This window comes from Streptomyces sp. NPDC059787 (assembly GCF_042732315.1).
Classification (GTDB): Bacteria; Actinomycetota; Actinomycetes; order Streptomycetales; family Streptomycetaceae; genus Streptomyces; species Streptomyces atrovirens.
The window spans coordinates 115,066-132,083 of sequence record NZ_JBHWHX010000007.1; the positions used below are offsets into that span (position 1 = coordinate 115,066).

The window sequence follows — 17,018 nt, forward strand, 5'->3', positions numbered from 1 at the left end:
CGGACACTCACGCCAGCCGGATCACGTTCCAGGACAGCGGCTCCAGTACGGCGGAGAGCCGGCCGTCGTCCAGGGCCGTGCCGTCGACCGTGTGCGGGGTGACCCGCTCGGGCTCGGCGAGGGTGTTGCGGGCGTCGGGGTCGGCGTCCGCGAGGGCGCTGTGCTCGACGACCGAGGTGAGGTCGAGGCCGCTCAGGGCGACGTCCAGCGGCAGCGGCTCGGTGCGGCTGCGGTTGACGGCGAACACGGTGACCGTGCCGTCCTCGGCGCGCACGGCGGTGGCGTGCAGCAGGTCGGCCTCGCCGTACTTCTTCGTCTCGTACGTCGGTGAGTCCACGCGGACGTCGAGCACCTCACCGCGGCCGTACTTCGAGGCCTGGGCGAACGGGAAGAACGTCGTCTGCCGCCAGGCCGGGCCGCCGGGCTCGGTCATGATCGGGGCGATCACGTTGACGAGCTGGGCGAGACAGGCGACGGTGACGCGGTCCGCGTGCCGGAGCAGCGCGATGAGCAGCGAGCCGAAGACGACGGCGTCGGTGACGCTGTAGTTGTCCTCCAGGAGGCGGGGGGCCTCTGGCCAGTCCAGAGCGCTGACCTGGGCTTCCGTGCGGGACAGGTACCAGACGTTCCACTCGTCGAAGGAGAGGTCGATCTTCTTCTTGGACTTGAGGCGGGCGCCGATGTGGTCGCAGGTGGCGACCACGTTCTCGATGAAGGACTCCATGTCGACGGCGGAGGCGAGGAAGGAGTCGACGTCGCCGTCGAGCGGCTCGTAGTAGGCGTGCAGGGAGATGTAGTCGACCAGGTCGTACGTCTCCTTGAGGACCGTCGCCTCCCACTCGGCGAAGGTCTCCATGGACTGGCCGGAGGAGCCGCAGGCGACGAGTTCGACACCGGGGTCGATCTGGCGCATGGCGCGGGCGGTCTCGGCCGCGATCCGGCCGTACTCCTCGGCGGTCTTGTGACCGGTCTGCCAGGGGCCGTCCATCTCGTTGCCGAGGCACCACATGCGGATGTCGAACGGGTCCTTGTCGCCGTGCTCGACGCGCAGGTCCGACAGGGTCGTGCCGGAGGGGTGGTTGGCGTACTCCTGGAGCTCCAGGGCCTCCGCCACGCCCCGGGTGCCGAGGTTGACGGCCATCATCGGTTCGGCCTGGGGGCCGACCTTCTTCAGGAACGCGATGTACTCGGAGAGGCCGAAGCGGTTGGTCTCCGTGGAGCGCCAGGCGAGGTCCAGGCGGCGGGGGCGGTCCTCCACGGGGCCTACGGAGTCCTCCCACTTGTAGCCCGAGACGAAGTTGCCGCCGGGGTAGCGGACGGCGGTGACGCCGAGTTCCCTGACGAGGTCGAGGACGTCCGTGCGGAGGCCCTCCGCGTCCGCGGTGGGGTGGTCCGGTTCGAAGATGCCGGTGTACACGCAGCGGCCCAGGTGTTCTACGAACGATCCGAAGAGGCGGGGGTTCACCTCACCTACGGTGAAGGCGGGATCCAGGGTGAAACGGGCGGTTCGCATGTGCGCCTTTCGAAGAGGGGGTTTCTGTGCCATCGCGGCTGCGGGTCGTGGGTGGCTGGTCGCGCCCGCGCGGCGGAGCCGCACATGGGCACAGTCCCGCGCCCCTAGAGGACGACGGGCCAGCCGTTTCTCTGCCAGCTCAGCTTGTTGAGCCCCAGCTTGGGCGTGCCTTCGTCCTCGGCGTCGTAGTAGTGGTACGCCAGCCAGTCGCTGCCCCGGTCGCGGAAGACCGACTGACCGCCCGTGCCCACGTACCTGCCGTGGCCGGCGAGGAGGAGGTCGCCGCCGCCCTCCAGCATCGGGGTGCCGTCGCTGTCGACGTACGGGCCGGTGATCGACGTCGAGCGGCCGACCTTGATCCTGTACGTCGAGTTCACGCCCGAGCAGCACGCGTCGTAGGACGCGAACAGGTAGTAGTGGCGGCCGTGTTTCACGATCTCCGGGCCCTCGACCGCGTACGGCTCGTCGGGGCGGGTGGCCAGGTGGTGGACCGTGGGGTTCTCGACCGCCTTGCCCGTTCCCGGGTTCAGTTCGACCATGCGGATGCCGGTCCAGTACGAGCCGAAGGTCATCCACAGGCGGCCGTCGGCCCGGACGACCGCCGGGTCGATGGCGTTCCAGTGGTCGGTGGTCTCCGAGGTGAAGACCTTGCCGTGGTCGGTCCAGGTGCCGGGCAGGCCCGTGCGGGAGGTGGCCACGCCGATCGCGGAGTGGTTGGTGCCCCAGGAGGAGACGGCGTAGTAGAGCCAGTAGCGGCCGGCCCGGTAGGTGAGGTCGGGGGCCCAGGGGTCGCCGGTGTCGTTGTACTCGTACCACCAACTCGGTGGTTCGGCGAAGGCGTTGCCCGCGTCCGTCCAGTGGACGCGGTCCTTGGAGGTGCGGGCGCCGATGACGCCGCCCGTCGAATAGGCCACGTAACCGCCGGACTTCAGGCGCAGGACGGTCGGGTCGTGGATGATCTGCTGGCCGGTGACCGGCTGCGGGTCGGGATACGTCACGTCCGCCTGGGCGGTGGTCGGGAGCAGGCCCACGACCGCGGCGGCCAGGAGGGTGACGAGTCTCAGACGCTTCAAATCAGGCTCTCCTCGCGGGGATTACTGACCCGCCAGACCGGTATGGGCGACGCCCGCCACGATCTGGCGCTGGAAGAAGACGAAGACGATGATCAGCGGCAGGCCCGCCATGAGGCCGCCGGCCATGAGCTGGGCCCACTGGATGCCGTAGGAGTTCATGACGGTCGCGATGCCGTTCGGCATGGTCATCAGGTCGGGGTTGTTGGTGACCATGTAGGGCCACAGGAAGTTGTTCCACGAGCTGATGAAGGTGAAGATGCCGACGGCCGCGAGGGAGGGGCGGGAGAGCGGCACGATGATCGTGAGGAAGACGCGCCAGCGGCCGGCGCCGTCGATGAAGGCGGCCTCCTCCAGTTCGCGCGGGATGCCCTGGAAGAACTTGTAGAGGATGTAGACCATCGCGGCGGGCGCGCACTGCGGCAGGATCATGCCCCAGTAGGTGTCGACCATGCCCATCTGCTGGACGGTGGTGAACAGGGGGACGCCGAGCACGGCCGGGGAGACCATGAGGCCGGCCATGACGACGCCCATCAGGACGTTCTTGCCGCGGAACTCGGTGCGGGCGAAGCCGTATCCGGCGAGGGCGCTGGTCACCAGCACGATCGCCGTCACGCACACGGACACCACCAGCGAGTTCACGAACCAGTTGGTGATGTTGCCGGTCTCGAAGAGCGCCTTCCACGCCTGGCCCGTCCAGACCTCCGGCAGCCAGTGCGGCGGGATCTCGGCGGCCTCCGCCTCGGACTTGAGCGAGGTGAGCAGGGCCGCGGCGATCGGCGCCACGAAGACGGCGGAGACGGCGGTGCCGAGCAGGGTGAGGACGATCTGGCTGGGCGTCCAGCGCCTGCGGGGCTCGGTGCGTACCGGCGTGGTATCGGCGGTGGTCATCGGCCGCCCTCCTCACGGTTGCGCAGCAGCCACATCCGCGCCAGGGCGACGGCTGCGATGATCACGAAGAAGATGATGGACATCGCGGAGGCGTAGCCCACGCGGTAGCTGGTGAAGCCCTGTTCGAGGGTGTACTGGACGAAGGAGCGGGTGCTGAGCTCCGGTCCGGGGCTGAAGTCCATCATCACGACGGCCTGGTCGAACAGTTGCAGCGAGGCGAGGATCTGGAGCGCGATCACCAGGCCGGTGATGTTGCGCAGCATCGGCAGGGTGATGTGGACCATGCGGTGCCAGGCGTTCGCCCCGTCCAGCTTGGCCGCCTCGTACAGGTGGCCGGGGATGCTCTGGAGGGCGGCGAGGTACAGCAGGAAGCTGAACCCGACCGTCCACCACAGGGTCTGGATCACGATGGCGAGCATGGCGTACGACTTGTCGGTCAGCCAGGGCGTGTCGATCCCGAGGGTGTGGTTGAACAGGCCGATGCCCTGGGTGAACAGCCACTGCCACATGTTGGCCGCGACCGTCGACGGCAGCAGGAACGGGACGAAGAAGCACAGCCGCCACAGCCACTTGCCGCGTTCGATGTGGTGGGCGAGCATCGCGAGGAGGAAGGCCATGACGGTGATGCAGGGCACGACCAGGAGCGTGAAGTACGCGCTGTGGCCGAGCGCGTCCCACATCGCCGAGTCGTTCAGCGCCTCGCGGTAGTTGTCGAGGCCGACGAAGCTCGCGCCCTCGCCGGAGATGTTGGCGTCCGTGAAGCTGAGGTAGACGCCGCGCAGCAGCGGCCAGACGATGAACAGCACGAAGAGCGCCAGGAAGGGGGCGACGAACCAGCCCCCGTGCTGGAAGCCCTGCTTGCGGCGGACGGTGGCGCCGGCGGTGGCGGTCCTCGCGCGTGCCGGGCGGATGACGGTCTCTGCACTGGTCGTCGTCATGCGACCGCACCTCCCTGCGCGGCGGTGTGGCCGTCCATCGGGTTCTTCGAGGCGAGGAGCGTGGCGAGTCGGCTCTTCATCCGCCGTGCGACGGCGTCCGGCTTGGCGGAGCCCATCGTCGAGGAGACGACGACGGGGCCGAGGTCCTGGGCGAGGACGCCGGTGGAGCCCGCGAACCACACCTTCGGCTCGGTGGCCTGGTGGTCCATGGCCGAGACGTACTCGTTCTGCGGTTCGAGCTTCTTGTACGCGTCCGTGGACAGGGTCGGCGTGTGGGCGGGGATGTGTCCGCCGGCGGCCCACTGCTGGGCGTGCTGGACGATGTAGGCGGCGAGCCGGTGGGCGGCCTCGTTGGTGGCGCCGCCGCGGCCGGCCTGGTGCGGGAGCACGAAGGCGTGCGACTCGGCGTGGGTGGCCTGCTCGCCGAAGACGGGCGGCAGCGGGGTGGCGCCGTAGTCCAGCTCCGCGCCGGAGAAGACCGGCACCGACCAGTTGCCCTCCCAGGTGAACGGGGCGCCGTTGATGAACTGCTCGCCGGTCGGCGCGCCCGGGATGACGTACCCGTCGGTGACGTGCCGGCGGAGGAACTCCAGGACCTCGGTGGCCTTGTCGGTGTCGAAGGTGACCTCGGTGTTGGCGTCGTCGAACCAGGTGCCGCCGATCTGGGTGTAGTAGGCGACGAAGAACCACCACTGGAAGTTCTGGTCGTTGGTCCACAGGCCGATGGTCTGCAGGCCCTTCTTCTGGGCCTTCCTGGCCTTCTTCAGGACGTCGAACCACTCGGTGGTGGAGGTCACCGGGATCATCCGGCCGTCGTCGCCGAGCAGGTCCGCCTTCTTCAGCACGTCCTTGCGGTAGAAGCAGAGCTGGACGTGGATGTCGAGCGGCAGGGCGTAGAGCTTGCCGTCGATGACGCCGCGGTTCCACAGCGCGGGGTTGTAGTCCTCCTCGCGCACGCCGTACTTGGCGAGGAGACCCACGTCCCAGGCGTCGAGGAGCCGCCCCGGCGAGAAGCCGGTGACCCGGCCCATGTGCATGACCCCGAGGTCGGGGGCGCGGTTGCCCGCGGCCGCCATGGCGAGCTTGGTGTAGAAGGGGTTGCCCCACTGGAGGGTCGAGTCCTTCACGTCGATGCCGGGGTTGTCCTCACGGAAGGAGTCCAGCATCGAGATCATGTTGTATCCGTCGCCGCCGCTGAAGAGGTTCCAGTAGCGCACGCGGGTGTCCGCTCCGGAGGCGAGCGCGTCGGCCCCGGTCCCGAGCGCCGCGAAGCCGAAGCTTCCGGCGACGGTCAACCCGCCTATTCCGGCGAGGAGTTGCCTGCGATTCAGGCCAGGTCGTCCCATGCCCTGCCCCATCTGCTCATGGATTGTTCGACATATCGAATGACGCCCGTAACTTCGAACGGACCGTAGATGTGATGGGCCGACGCGTCAATGGTTCGGACAAGAACTCACAGCCGGACTTTCCGAGTGCTCCGCTCCGGCCGTGGCACCCGGGGACACCGTGGCGGTCACCGAGTGACCGCGTCGCACGGGGAACTGGCCGGGACGGCACCCGACTTGGCATATTGCACTGGTGACCGGGCAACACCCAGGGGAACAGGGAGACAGCGGTGCGTACCAGGAAGGAGATGCGTCGTCTCGCTGACGCCCTCATCGGCCCCATCCGGGTGGCGGTACCGGCGGACCCCGAGGTCCTGTTCGAGGCGCTGGTCGCCTCCGTCAGCGCCTGGCGGGGACGTGACGTGGTCGTCCACCGGGCGGCGTTCCCCCCGCACACGGCGAGCGGACTGTGGCTGGAGCGCGAGGGCCACGACGACGTGGTGGTCGACGAACGGGCCGCCGTCTGGCACCAGATCGTGATCCTCTGCCACGAGGTGTGGCACATGAGCCGCCGGCAGGCGGACACCGGCACGGCCACCGGCGGACGGCCCGGGCCCGTCGCCGCGCGCACCGACTTCAGCCTGGCCGAGGAGCAGGAGGCCGACCGCTTCGGCATGCTGATGGGCCGCCGGCTGCGCACCTGGCTGGAGGCCTCCACCGACTCGGTGTACGCCGCGGAGGGCGGCGACCCCGAGAACCCGCCGGACCTCGCCGGACGCATCGGGGCCGCGCTCAACCACCGCGGGACCAGGAGATGAGCGGCCTGATCAACTACGTCAGCTGCGGGGCCCTGTGGCTCGGCCTGCTGGTGCGGGCCCCCGATCTGCTGCGGCACCGGCGCGATCCTTATCTGCGGGCGATCTGCGCGGTGCTGGGCCTGGCGGGGCTGTGCTTCTTCCTGGGGGCGCCGCCGACGGTCGGCGCCGTCAACCGCATCGGCGACGTGCCGAACCTCGCGGCGCCGGTCACCTATGTGGCGATCACCGGGTACTGCGCCGCGTCCCAGCTCCTCGTCGTGCACTGGCGCGGCGGGCCCCGGGTGCGCCGCACCGCCCGCCGCTGGCTGCTCGCCTACACCGTCGTCGTCCTCGGCATCGCGGTGACGTTCGCGCTCGGTGAGGCGCCCGTGGAGCGCCGTACCGACCTGGACACCTACTACGCGACGACACCGTTCATCGCCCAGATGATCGTGCTCTACCTGGTCGCGCACCTCACCGCGGTGACCGTCACCGCCGTGTCGGCGCTGCGCTGGGCACGCCGGGTGCGGGGCGGACTGCGGGCGGGGCTGACGCTGCTCGGCACCGGTTCGCTGTGCGGGGCCGGGTACAGCGTGGCCAAGCTGGCCGCGGTGGGCGCCCGCTGGTCCGGGCGGGACTGGTCGAGGCTCGGCACCACCGTCTCCCCGGCCGCCGCCGGACTCGGCGCCCTGCTGACGGTCGTCGGGGTACTGGTGCCGCTGGCGGCGCCCCGGATCACCGAGTGGCGGCGGGCGCGAAGGACGTACGCCCGGCTGGAACCGCTGGAGCGGACCCTGGACGACCTCCTCACCCGCCGGACGCTGCGGCTGCCCCGGCCCAGGCTCGCCTCCCCCACGACACGGCTGATGTGGCGGCAGACCAGCGTCCACAACGCGCTGAGCCACCTGGCCCCCTACTTCGACCGGAAGCTGTACGACCGGACCCGCGCCGGTGCGCTGGCCGAGACGGGGGAGGCGGAGCGCGCGGAGGCCGCCGCGTGGGCGGCGGTGATCACCGCGGCGGTACGGGAGGAGGCGGACGCGGGGCGCCGGGTCCCACCGCGCGACAGCGGTGGCGGTGGTGGCGGTGGTGGCGGCGACGACGGCCGGTTCCCGGACCGGGTGCCGGACCCGGCCGTCCTGCTCCGGATCGCCGACGCGCTGGCCGGTGCGGCTCCGGCGCCGACGCCGGCGGCCGACGCGGTGCCGAGCCGTACGACCACGGCGGGGACCGCGTGAACCGGGCCCCGGACGAGAGGAGCCGGCCGGTATGAGTCTCGTCGTCTACCTGGCGGCCTTCGTGTTCGGGATGACGTCCGTGCTGCTGTTCCGCCGCCCGCGCACGGCGGCCCCGCGCAACCCGCTGACGCTGTCCACCTGCGCCGCGATCGTCCTGGGCGCCCTGGTCTTCGTGTGCGCCGCCCCGGCCACCCTGGCCGGCGTCAACTCCCTCACCGGGATCCCCAACTTCGGGGCCCCGCTGACCTACGGGATGCTCTCCGCGTACAGCTGCGCGGTGCTGGTGCTGCTGATCAACTGGCGGGGCGGGTCGCGGGAGCGGGTGCGGCGCATGGTGCTGCGCAGTGTGGCCGCCTACGGGCTGCTGGTGGCCGCCATCGTCGTCCTGTTCGCGCTCGCCGAGGCGGACACCGAGCGGCTGGCCGACCTCGACACGTACTACGCCAACACCCCGTTCATGCGGGAGATGATCCTGCTCTACCTGGTCGGGCACAGCGCGGCGATGCTGGTGATGTGCGTCGTCTGTGTCAAGTGGGGGCGCGAGGTCGGCGGGCTGCTGCGGGCCGGGCTGCGGCTGATCCTCGTGGGGGCGCTGCTGGACGTGGTGGGCTTCCAGCTCACCAAGTACACGGCGGTGGCCGCCCGTTGGACGGGCCACGACCTGGACTTCCTGTCCACCACGGTCGCCCCGCCGATGGCCTCGCTGGCCGCGCTGCTGTGTTCGGCCGGATTCGTGCTGCCGAGGCTGCTGCCGTCCGTCCTCGCGCAGTGGCGGGGGCTCGGCGACCACCGGCGGCTGGGCCCGCTGTGGTCGCTGGTGGGGTCGGTGTCGACCGCGCCCAAGCCACAGGCCGCCTGGTGGCAGCTGCCGCAGGCGCGGCTGCAGTGGCGTGAGGTGTCGATCCACGACGCGCTGCTCGCACTGGCGCCGTACTTCGACCACCGGGTCCGTGAACGGGTCCGGGACACCGCCCTGCGCGCGGGCCGCTCCCCCCACGAGGCGCGGCTGGCGGCGGAGGCGGCCATGCTCGCCGACGCGGCGCGCCGGGCCGCCGCCCGCGAGGAACCTCCCGAGACCGCCGGAACGTACCGGCTGCACGCCACCGAGGTCTCCGGCACCGGCGGACTGGTGGAACTGGCACAGGCGCTGCACCGCCCTCCCGCCGCGCGCGCGGGCACGGCGCCCTCGTCCCCGACCGGAACCGTGACCGAACCCGAGGAGCCCCATGTCGCGTAGAGCTGTCGTCATCGGTGCCGGGCCGGCCGGCATGCTGGCCGCGGCGGTGCTGTCCCGTGCGGGAGCGGACGAGGTGGTCGTCCTGGACCGCGACGAACTGCCGGACGGCCCCGAGCACCGCAAGGGGCTGCCGCAGGGGCGGCACGCGCATCTGCTGATGGCGGGCGGCATGGACGCCATGGAGGAGCTGCTGCCGGGCGCGGGGCTGCGGGGGCGGCTGCTCGCCGCCGGGGCGCACGAGATCCCGCTCAGCTCGGGCATGCTGGCGCTCACCTCCGAGGGCTGGCTGCGACGGTGGCGGCGCGAGGGCCCGGCGATGGTGACGTGCAGCCGGGCGCTGGTGGACTGGGTGGTGCGGGCGACGGTACGGGAACAGATGCCGGTGGAGATCCGCCGGGCGGCGGTGGTGGGTCTGACGGGCTCCGCGGGGCGGGTGCGCGGGGTGCGGATCGCGGCGCCCGGCGGGGACACGGACCTGGAGGCGGACCTGGTCGTCGACGCGAGCGGACGCGGGACCCGGGTCACCGGCTGGCTGGGCGGGCTCGGGCTGCCCGACGTGCGGGAACGCGTGGTGGACTCCGGGCTGGTCAACGCCTCGCGCGTGTACCGGGTGCCGGACGGGGCGGAACGGTTTCCGCTGACGGTCGTACAGGCCGACCCGTACGTGTCGCGGCCGGCGCGGAGCGCGATGGTGATGCCGATCGAGGGGGGCCGCTGGCTGGTGAGCTGCGGCGGCTCGCGCGGCGGTGAGCCACCGGCGGACCCGGCGGGGTTCCTGCGGTACACGCTCGAACTGCCGGACCCGATCGTGGGCCGGCTGATCTCGGGCGCGGAGCCGCTGTCCGATGTGCATCTGAGCCGGTCGACCAGCAATGTACGGCGGTATCTGGAGCGGATGCCGCGGTGGCCGGAGGGGTTCGCGGTCCTCGGGGACGCGCTGGCCGCGTTCAATCCGGCGTACGGACACGGGATGTCGGTGGCGGCGTTCGGGGCACGGGTGCTGGGGCGGGAGCTGGGGCGTTCGGGCGGGGGGATCGGCGCGCCCGGGCTGGGGTGGCGGGTGGTGCGGGGGGCCGCGCGGGCGGCGGATGCGGCGTGGGCGATGGCGGTGGGGCAGGACGTGCTGTATCCGGGGGTACGGGGCGGTCGGCCGACCGCGGCGGACCGCGTGCTGACGGCGTACACGCGGCGGATGGTGAAGGCGGCGACGGGGTCCTACGCGGCGGCCTCGGCGATGTGGGACGTCAGCAGTCTGCGGACGTCGCCGGCCCGTATGTTCCGGCCCTCGGCGATGCTGGCGGCTCTGGCCGGCTCCCCGCTGCCTCCGTCGGTGGAGCCTCCGCTGACGCCGGGTGAGCGTGAGGTCCTGCGGGGGCTCGACCGTACGGGGGTGTGAACCGAGGGGGTTTTCGCCCCCGCCGCCCCTTCCCGTCCCGAACCCGGGGCTCCGCCCCGGACCCCGCTCCTCGAACGCCGGAGGGGCTGAGTTTCAGCCGAGGAGCGGGGGTCCGGGGGCAGCGCCCTCGGGGGACGGGAACGGGAAGGGGCAGCGGGGGCGGAATCATCCTGCGAACGGAGGCTGCGGCACTCCCTTGCCCGCGCCCGGCACCACCAGCAGCGAGCCCGCCAGGGGATGCGGGGCCGTGAGGCCCACGCGGGCCGTGGTGATGTAGAGATCCGTCAGGTCGGGGCCACCGAAGGCACAGGCCGTGACAAGGGGAACGGGAAGGGGAACCACCCGGTCCAGCTCCCCGGACGGGGTGTAGCGGCGCACCGCACCCCCGCCCCACAGGGCCACCCACACACACCCGTCGGCGTCGACACACAGCCCGTCGGGAAAGCCCGCCCCGTCCTCGATCGCCGCGAACGAGCGGCGGTTCGTGATCCTGCCGTCCGCCTCACCGACGTCGAAGACGTCGATACGCCGGGTCGGCGAGTCGATGTAGTACATCAGCCGCCCGTCGGGGCTCCACCCGGTGCCGTTGCTCACCGCCACGTCGTCGAGGAGGACGTGCACCGTGCCGTCACCGGTGACACGGGACAGCGTGCCGCCACAGGGCGCCTCGTCGTAACGCATGGTGCCCGCGAAGAGGCTGCCGTCGGGGGCGACGGCGGCGTCGTTGGCGCGGCGGCCGGGGACGACCTCCCGGTGCAGCCAGCGGAAGGTGCCGTCGGGGTCGAGCAGGCCGATGCCGTCCCGCAGATTGAGGACGAGTCCGCCGCCCGCGCGGGGCTTGACGGCGCCCACGTGCTGGTCGGTGCGGCGGACCGTGCGGCGGCCGGTGGACGGGTCCCAGGTGTGGACGCGGGAGCCGAGGATGTCGATCCACAGCAGGCGGCCGGTGGCCGGGTCCCAGGTGGGGCCCTCGCCGAGGGCCGCCTCCGCGCGGACGGCGACGTCGAAGGTGTTCGTCATGCCACGCTCCTGTAGCCCAGTCGCTCGGAGAGCTCGGCGGCGCCCTTCGCCGCGAGCTGCTCCAGCTCGTCCAGCCGCTCGTCGCTCCAGCGGATCATCGGTACGGAGATGGACAGCGCGGCGACCACCTGCCCCGTACGGTCGCGCACCGGGGCGGCGACGCAGGAGACGTCCGGGTTGGACTCGCGGCTCTCCACGGCGACGCCCCGGGCACGGATCTCCGCAAGGGCCTCGCGCAGGGCGGCCACGTCGGTGATGCTGTTGGGGGTCATCGCGGACAGCTCGGCGTCGTCGGGGACGCGCGCGGTGAGTTCGTGCTCGGGAAGGGAGGCCAGCAGCATCTTGCCGACGGAGGTGCAGTGGGCGGGCAGTCTGCGGCCGGCCGCCGACACCATCCGCACCGCGTGGGTGGAGTCCACCTTGGCGATGTAGATGACGTCGGTCTCCTCCAGGATCGCCACGTGCACCGTCTCGTCACAGGTCTCGGCGACCGAGCGGGCGACCTGCTGGCCCTCGGCGGCGAGGTCGAGGTGTTCGGCGTAGCGGGCGCCGAGCTGGTACGGGCGTACGCCGAGCCGGTAGCGGCCGGGCTGGCCCGCCACCGGGACGATGTACTTCCGGGCGGCGAGCGTGGTCACCAGCTCGTGCACGGTGGTGCGCGGCAGTTGCAGCCTGCGCACGATGTCGGGGGCGGAGAGCGTCCCGTCCCCGTCGAGGAAGAGCTCGAGAATGTCGAGAGCCCGGGTCACGGCTGGTACGAGGCGTCCCACGACCGGCCCCCTCCCTATGTGTCTCAGGCGCCTGCGGTCGTTCGAGATTTCAACAGGCGATCGGAATGGCGAACACACAGGCTAACCGTGCGTGCCGACCCCGGGCAATGGGACAGTCGTCCTCACCGTCGTACGCAGGGGCCGGGCGGGATTCGAGGGAGTGCCGAGCCGACTGACGGTACCGGCGGTGCGGTCATCGGTCCGCTGAGCTCTGGAGGCCTCACCAGGCCCGCACCTCGTACGCCGTCACGCACGGCCTGCCACGCCGGGTGCTGCCGGACGGCCGCCGCCCCGAAGCGTCCCCGGTGCGCGACGATGGGTCCCGTGCCCACCGGACGACGCCCCACCAGACCGTTCACCCCGCTCGACTTCCAGCTCGTGCTGCTGCGCCGCATGGCCGACCACAACCCCGGCCCGGTGGAGGACGCCCGGCGCGAACTGGGCGTCTCCCCCGCGGACATGCGCGAGGCCAACAAGCGCTGGCAGGCGATGGTCCGCTCGCCGCGCTCCCGCCCGGCCCTGTCCCGGTACCGGTCCGTGCTCGGCGAACCGGAGTCCCGGACCCCGCGCAGGATCGGTGACCTGGACTGCGAGGCGTGGCGGTGGCCGGTCCCGCTCTGGCCCCGCCTGCGCTTCGAGGTGCTGACCACGGCGGCCGGCGGGGCGGTGTGGAACGAGTGGCTGGTCCGCGCGCCCGGCGCCGAACCGCCCGCCCTCCGCACGGTGGAGGACCTCACCCCCTGGTCCTGCACGGTGGACGAGGCCGCCCGGGCCTTCGCCCCCGCCAGCCCCCTGGAGGGCACGGCCCCCAACCGCCGGGGCCTCTCCTTCACGGCCCCGGACGCGAGCGGCGTACCGCGCGAGGTGGTCGCGGAGTTCACCTGGGGCCTGTTGCAACGGGCTGCGGTGGGACGGCCCGGTGGACCAAGTGGCACCACGCCACACCCGGTGCGACGATGAAGTAAGACCCTCACGCACGCCTCCGCTGACGGCGGACCACGCACATCGCCTGCGCACTCGTCCGGCTGCCCCTGCGCGTCGCCTGCGTTCGTCACCTTTCCCATTCCGACGAGGAGTTCCCATGCCTCGTATCGACGAAGTCACGCTGGCCGGCGCACCGCCGCGGTCACCGCTGCTGAGGTCCCCCGTCCTCCCTCTCGACGCCCACGCCGCCCTGGTGGCGAGGACCCGGGACATGGCGGCAAGTCTCGGCAGGGTCGAGCCCCTTGGTCCCGCCCCGCCCGCGCCCACTCCGGACGTCTTCTCCCTGGCGCAGTTCCAGTCCCCGTTCAAACAGCAGAACGACCGCGGTACCTGCTGGGCCTTCGCGGGAGCCGCCGCGCTCGAAGCCGCCTACCGACGGAAGTTCAACACCCTCATCGACGTGTCCGAGGAGTACGTCTTCCACATGGGCAAGGCGTTCGCGCTCAACCGCGACGCCCAGGGGAACGTCTTCCAGCCCGTGGAGAACAACTCCTCTCTGAACGGGTTCCAGGGCAGCGGCGACATCGTCAAGAAGCTGTCGGAGAACGCCGCTCCGCCGGAAGGCGCCGCGCCGTACCTGCCCAGCCAGCAGGCGCTGCTCGACATCCTCCCCGTGCTCGGCTTCCCCAACGCGCAGGCGCTGGCCAGCCAGGAGGACTTCGACGCGCTGGAGTTCTGCGAACAGCACATCCCGCTGCTCGCCCGGGTGAACGCCAGGTACCGGGCCACCGGTTGGTTCAACACCGACACCACCGTCGAGGCCCTGGAGAACACGCTCGCGGCCGGCCACGAGGTCGTGTGCGACGTCACCCACCTCACGCCCCCGCAGGGCGGCCACGTCCTGCTGCTGATCGGCTACGACCGCAACCGCCGGGTGTTCTCCGCCAAGAACCACTGGGGCGAGAACCGCTTCATCGAGATCAGGTACGAGAACGACCCCGACTGGAGGATCGACTCCGCCTGGTACATGACGGACGTGGTCGATCCGACGTTCGTGCAGAACGAGGCGTGCTGGCTCGGGAACTGGTGGGCGGACGTCCTGGGCAACACCTTCCGGATACTGCTGCGCCGCAGCGAGGACTTCGTCTCCCCGGGGACACCGACCCGTCTCGGCTCGGCCTACCTCTCCGACGGGCGCCACGACGTGAACGGCATGTTCCTCGACGGCGGCGGCCACCTGCGCCTCTTCGTGGCACAGGGGACGGCGCCGATCCCGCCCGGCACCACCAGCGGCACCCAGATCGACGTCCACCTCGACTTCTCCGACATCTACAACGCCACCGGGTCGCTCGCCGGCGGCACCCCGGTCACCATGTCGCGCTTCCGGACCCGGTTCGCCGCGCTGTTCGAGCACAACGACGGCCAGGGCGCCTGGCAGGCCCGGCACGGGATCGACGGCGAGACGTACCAGCGCACCTTCGACGAGCTCACCGCCCAGGGCTTCCGTCTCACCTCGCTCAACGGGTACAGCGAGGGCCGCGGCGCCCGGTACAACGCGGTCTGGGAACGGACCGACGGCCCGGCCTGGGAGGCCAGGCACGGCCTGACCTCCGACCAGTACCAGGCCACGTTCGACGACCTCACGGCGCGCGGCTTCCGGCTGCGGACCGTGAGCGGCTACGCGATCGACGGCCAGGCCCGGTACGCGGCGATCTGGGAACAGCGCGAGGGCCCCGAGTGGCAGGCCCGGCACGGTCTGTCCCGGGTGCAGTACCAGCAGACGTTCGACGAACTCACCGCACAGGGATTCGTCCTGCGTCAGGTCAGCGGCTACCGGGTCAACGTGGAGGTGCGGTTCGCCGCCATCTGGGAGAAGCAGGGCGGCGTCGCCTTCCAGGCGCGGCACGGGCTCACCGGCAGCGAGTACCAGAAGACCTTCGACCAACTGGTGAACGCCGGGCACCGGCTCGCCTGGGTCGGCGGATACAGCGACACCGGCATCGCCCGCTACGCGGCCCTCTGGCACCGGGCCGAGGGAGGGCACTGGCACGCGCGGCACGGCCTGGACGCGGCCTCCTACCAGCAGACCTTCGACGAACTGACCGCGCTGGGCTTCCGCCCGGTCTGCGTATCGGGGTACGGGGACGGTTTCCACGCCGCGTGAGTCCTCCGCCTCACGGTCGTGGCCGTCAGCGCGCCGCCTTGAGGATCTCCTCCACGACGCGCGGCACCGACTCCGGGTGCAGCCACAGGAACAGGTTCGGTTCGACCAGTTCCAGCTCCATCACGCGGGGCCGGCCGTCCTCCCCGTCCACGAGGTCGACCCGCGCGTACAGCAGGTCGGGCCGGCCCGGTACGGAGGCCAACGCCTTCCTGGCGACGGCGGCCTCCTCGAGGGTCGGGGTCCAGTCGGTCAGTCCGGGGTGGGCCACCTTGCGCCGGTCGTAGGGCGTACCGGGGGCGAGGACGGGCCCCTTGCGGCTCACGTGCAGCAGGTTCCCGCCGAAGAACTGCAGCGCCCGCTCACCGGTGGTGTCGATGCCGCGCACATAGGGCTGCACCATCGCGGTGAACCCCTCGGCGTGCATGCGCCGCAGGTGCCGTACGGCCGTGTCGTGCTCGTCGGGGGTGTAGCGGGCGGCGAACCGGGCGCCGGCGCCGGAGGTGGGCTTGACGACGTACTCGTGGCCGTCCGGGAGGTCGAGCGGATCGCCCGCCGCGATGTACCGGGTGTCCACCACCGGCACCCCGGCGGCGGCGAGTTCCCCGAGGTACCGCTTGTCGGTGTTCCAGCGCACCACGTCCGCCGGATTGGCCAGCCGGGTGAGCGTGCCGCACCGTTCGGCCCACGCGGTGAACTCCGCCGACCGCCAGCTGTAGTCCCAGGTGGAGCGGATCACGACGAGGTCGAAGCGGGCCCAGTCGACGGCGTCGTCGTCCCACACCTCGGCGGACGCCTCGGCCCCGGCCTCCTCCAGCGCCCGTACCAGCCCCGGCAGGTCCCGGTCCTCGGCCACCTCGGGGCCGGGCCTGCAGGTCACGAGCGCGATACGGGGCACGACGGCTCACTCCTCATACGACATACGAACAGCTGATCGACGGGAAGGCTAACAATCGCACCGGGAACCGCGACAGGCCGCTCGACGGTCAGGAGGCGGTCAGCGGTCCTCCTCCGGCTCCCAGTCCAGGAGGCGGACCTTGGCGACCGTGCGGACATGGCGGCGCATGGCGGTGGCCGCCTGCCGGGGCTGCCCGGCGGCGACGGCGTCGAGGATCGCCCGGTGCTGGGCCAGAGACCGGTGGGGCCGCCCCGGCTGGCGGAGGGACTCCGTGCGGCTCTCGGCGATCTGCTCGGCGATGGAGCGCATGAACTCCGCGAGCAGGCTGCTGTGGGCGGCCGCCGTCACCGCCGCGTGGAACAGGCGGTCGCCCTCCACTCCGCCGCCGCCCGCCTCGATCTCCTCGGCCATGTGCGCGAGCGCGGACCGCATCGCGGCGAGGTCGTCGTCCGTGCGGCGCTCGGCGGCGAGTTCGGCGAGCTTCGTCTCCAGCGCCTCCCGGGCCTCCAGTACGTCGGGCAGGCGCCGGCGGCGTTCCACCATCCGGTCGACCGGCTCGACGTCCAGGCTGTCCCGTACGAGATAGGTGCCGCCGCCGTGCCGGGCCTCCACCAGGCCCTGGACCTCCAGGACCACGATCGCCTGCTTCACCGAGGCGCGGCTGACGCCGAGCCGCTGGGCCAGGTCCCGTTCGGGCGGGAGGCGGTCGCCGGCCCGCAGGCCGCCCTCGGTGACGTACTGGCGCAACCGGTCCAGCACCTGCTCGTACAGGCGCTGTTTCGTCATGGGGCGCAGGGCGTCGGTCACGGGGTCCCCCTCTCGTCGCGAGATTAGCACCGG

Annotated in this window: 15 protein-coding genes; 6 read left to right on the forward strand and 9 right to left on the reverse strand. The window is 71.7% G+C overall.

Annotation, left to right across the window (positions count from 1 at the left end; genetic code table 11):
• Nucleotides 1-7: 7 nt before the first annotated feature.
• From ACFV5H_RS09045 to ACFV5H_RS09065, 5 genes are all read right to left on the reverse strand, one after another.
• Nucleotides 8-1,513 (reverse strand): alpha-N-arabinofuranosidase, encoded by a 1,506-nt coding sequence (locus tag ACFV5H_RS09045; RefSeq protein WP_385193706.1) that lies wholly within the window; start codon nt 1,511-1,513, stop codon nt 8-10.
• Nucleotides 1,514-1,617: 104 nt separating this feature from the next.
• Nucleotides 1,618-2,586, reverse strand: coding sequence for an arabinan endo-1,5-alpha-L-arabinosidase (locus ACFV5H_RS09050; RefSeq protein WP_385054598.1), 969 nt, complete (start codon nt 2,584-2,586; stop codon nt 1,618-1,620).
• Nucleotides 2,587-2,607: 21 nt separating this feature from the next.
• Entirely contained in the window at nt 2,608-3,474 is an 867-nt protein-coding gene (locus ACFV5H_RS09055; RefSeq protein WP_385054601.1) for a carbohydrate ABC transporter permease, read from the reverse strand.
• Nucleotides 3,471-4,412, reverse strand: coding sequence for a carbohydrate ABC transporter permease (locus ACFV5H_RS09060; protein WP_385054603.1), 942 nt, complete (start codon nt 4,410-4,412; stop codon nt 3,471-3,473). The genes ACFV5H_RS09055 and ACFV5H_RS09060 overlap by 4 nt, the downstream gene beginning before the upstream one ends.
• Nucleotides 4,409-5,758, reverse strand: coding sequence for an extracellular solute-binding protein (locus tag ACFV5H_RS09065; RefSeq protein WP_385193708.1), 1,350 nt, complete (start codon nt 5,756-5,758; stop codon nt 4,409-4,411). Before ACFV5H_RS09065 ends, ACFV5H_RS09060 begins: the two co-directional genes overlap by 4 nt.
• Before the next feature lie 269 nt (nt 5,759-6,027).
• Between ACFV5H_RS09065 and ACFV5H_RS09070 the strand changes: the two genes are divergently transcribed.
• Genes ACFV5H_RS09070 through ACFV5H_RS09085 form a run of 4 tightly spaced genes read left to right on the forward strand, consistent with a single transcriptional unit; the run spans nt 6,028 to nt 10,405 of the window.
• Complete coding sequence (locus ACFV5H_RS09070; protein WP_385054608.1) at nt 6,028-6,555, forward strand: toxin; 528 nt, start codon at nt 6,028-6,030, stop codon at nt 6,553-6,555.
• On the forward strand, nt 6,552-7,772 hold the full coding sequence (locus ACFV5H_RS09075) for an MAB_1171c family putative transporter (protein ID WP_385193711.1): 1,221 nt from the start codon (nt 6,552-6,554) through the stop codon (nt 7,770-7,772). The genes ACFV5H_RS09070 and ACFV5H_RS09075 overlap by 4 nt, the downstream gene beginning before the upstream one ends.
• 31 nt (nt 7,773-7,803) lie before the next feature.
• On the forward strand, nt 7,804-9,009 hold the full coding sequence (locus ACFV5H_RS09080; protein WP_385054613.1) for an MAB_1171c family putative transporter: 1,206 nt from the start codon (nt 7,804-7,806) through the stop codon (nt 9,007-9,009).
• Nucleotides 8,999-10,405 carry an FAD-dependent oxidoreductase gene (locus ACFV5H_RS09085; protein ID WP_385193713.1) on the forward strand — a complete coding sequence of 469 codons (1,407 nt, stop codon included), beginning with the start codon at nt 8,999-9,001 and terminating at the stop codon, nt 10,403-10,405. Before ACFV5H_RS09080 ends, ACFV5H_RS09085 begins: the two co-directional genes overlap by 11 nt.
• Before the next feature lie 165 nt (nt 10,406-10,570).
• Here ACFV5H_RS09085 and ACFV5H_RS09090 read toward each other — a convergent pair whose 3' ends face one another.
• Together ACFV5H_RS09090 and ACFV5H_RS09095 are read right to left on the reverse strand one after the other, a co-directional pair.
• Nucleotides 10,571-11,425, reverse strand: coding sequence for an SMP-30/gluconolactonase/LRE family protein (locus ACFV5H_RS09090; protein ID WP_385193716.1), 855 nt, complete (start codon nt 11,423-11,425; stop codon nt 10,571-10,573).
• Nucleotides 11,422-12,195, reverse strand: coding sequence for an IclR family transcriptional regulator (locus ACFV5H_RS09095; RefSeq protein ID WP_385054621.1), 774 nt, complete (start codon nt 12,193-12,195; stop codon nt 11,422-11,424). Before ACFV5H_RS09095 ends, ACFV5H_RS09090 begins: the two co-directional genes overlap by 4 nt.
• Nucleotides 12,196-12,510: 315 nt before the next feature.
• Between ACFV5H_RS09095 and ACFV5H_RS09100 the strand changes: the two genes are divergently transcribed.
• Nucleotides 12,511-13,155, forward strand: a complete 645-nt coding sequence (locus ACFV5H_RS09100; RefSeq protein ID WP_385193718.1) for a hypothetical protein — start codon at nt 12,511-12,513, stop codon at nt 13,153-13,155.
• Nucleotides 13,156-13,276: 121 nt separating this feature from the next.
• Nucleotides 13,277-15,283, forward strand: coding sequence for a hypothetical protein (locus tag ACFV5H_RS09105; protein WP_385054626.1), 2,007 nt, complete (start codon nt 13,277-13,279; stop codon nt 15,281-15,283).
• 25 nt (nt 15,284-15,308) lie between these two features.
• On the opposite strand, the gene ACFV5H_RS09110 is transcribed toward ACFV5H_RS09105, so the two are convergent.
• Nucleotides 15,309-16,178 carry a RimK family alpha-L-glutamate ligase gene (locus ACFV5H_RS09110; protein ID WP_385054629.1) on the reverse strand — a complete coding sequence of 290 codons (870 nt, stop codon included), beginning with the start codon at nt 16,176-16,178 and terminating at the stop codon, nt 15,309-15,311.
• A gap of 99 nt (nt 16,179-16,277) precedes the next feature.
• Nucleotides 16,278-16,985, reverse strand: coding sequence for a FadR/GntR family transcriptional regulator (locus ACFV5H_RS09115; protein WP_385054632.1), 708 nt, complete (start codon nt 16,983-16,985; stop codon nt 16,278-16,280).
• Nucleotides 16,986-17,018 lie beyond the last annotated feature (33 nt).

What these genes read in the sequence shown, in the direction of transcription:
- ACFV5H_RS09045 (WP_385193706.1), bottom strand. Translation starts at nt 1,513, where the DNA reads ATGCGAACCGCCCGTTTCACCCTGGATCCCGCCTTCACCGTAGGTGAG.
- ACFV5H_RS09055 (WP_385054601.1), bottom strand. Translation starts at nt 3,474, where the DNA reads ATGACCACCGCCGATACCACGCCGGTACGCACCGAGCCCCGCAGGCGC.
- ACFV5H_RS09060 (WP_385054603.1), bottom strand. Translation starts at nt 4,412, where the DNA reads ATGACGACGACCAGTGCAGAGACCGTCATCCGCCCGGCACGCGCGAGG.
- ACFV5H_RS09065 (WP_385193708.1), bottom strand. Translation starts at nt 5,758, where the DNA reads ATGGGACGACCTGGCCTGAATCGCAGGCAACTCCTCGCCGGAATAGGC.
- ACFV5H_RS09075 (WP_385193711.1), top strand. Translation starts at nt 6,552, where the DNA reads ATGAGCGGCCTGATCAACTACGTCAGCTGCGGGGCCCTGTGGCTCGGC.
- ACFV5H_RS09080 (WP_385054613.1), top strand. Translation starts at nt 7,804, where the DNA reads ATGAGTCTCGTCGTCTACCTGGCGGCCTTCGTGTTCGGGATGACGTCC.
- ACFV5H_RS09085 (WP_385193713.1), top strand. Translation starts at nt 8,999, where the DNA reads ATGTCGCGTAGAGCTGTCGTCATCGGTGCCGGGCCGGCCGGCATGCTG.
- ACFV5H_RS09090 (WP_385193716.1), bottom strand. Translation starts at nt 11,425, where the DNA reads ATGACGAACACCTTCGACGTCGCCGTCCGCGCGGAGGCGGCCCTCGGC.
- ACFV5H_RS09100 (WP_385193718.1), top strand. Translation starts at nt 12,511, where the DNA reads ATGGGTCCCGTGCCCACCGGACGACGCCCCACCAGACCGTTCACCCCG.
- ACFV5H_RS09105 (WP_385054626.1), top strand. Translation starts at nt 13,277, where the DNA reads ATGCCTCGTATCGACGAAGTCACGCTGGCCGGCGCACCGCCGCGGTCA.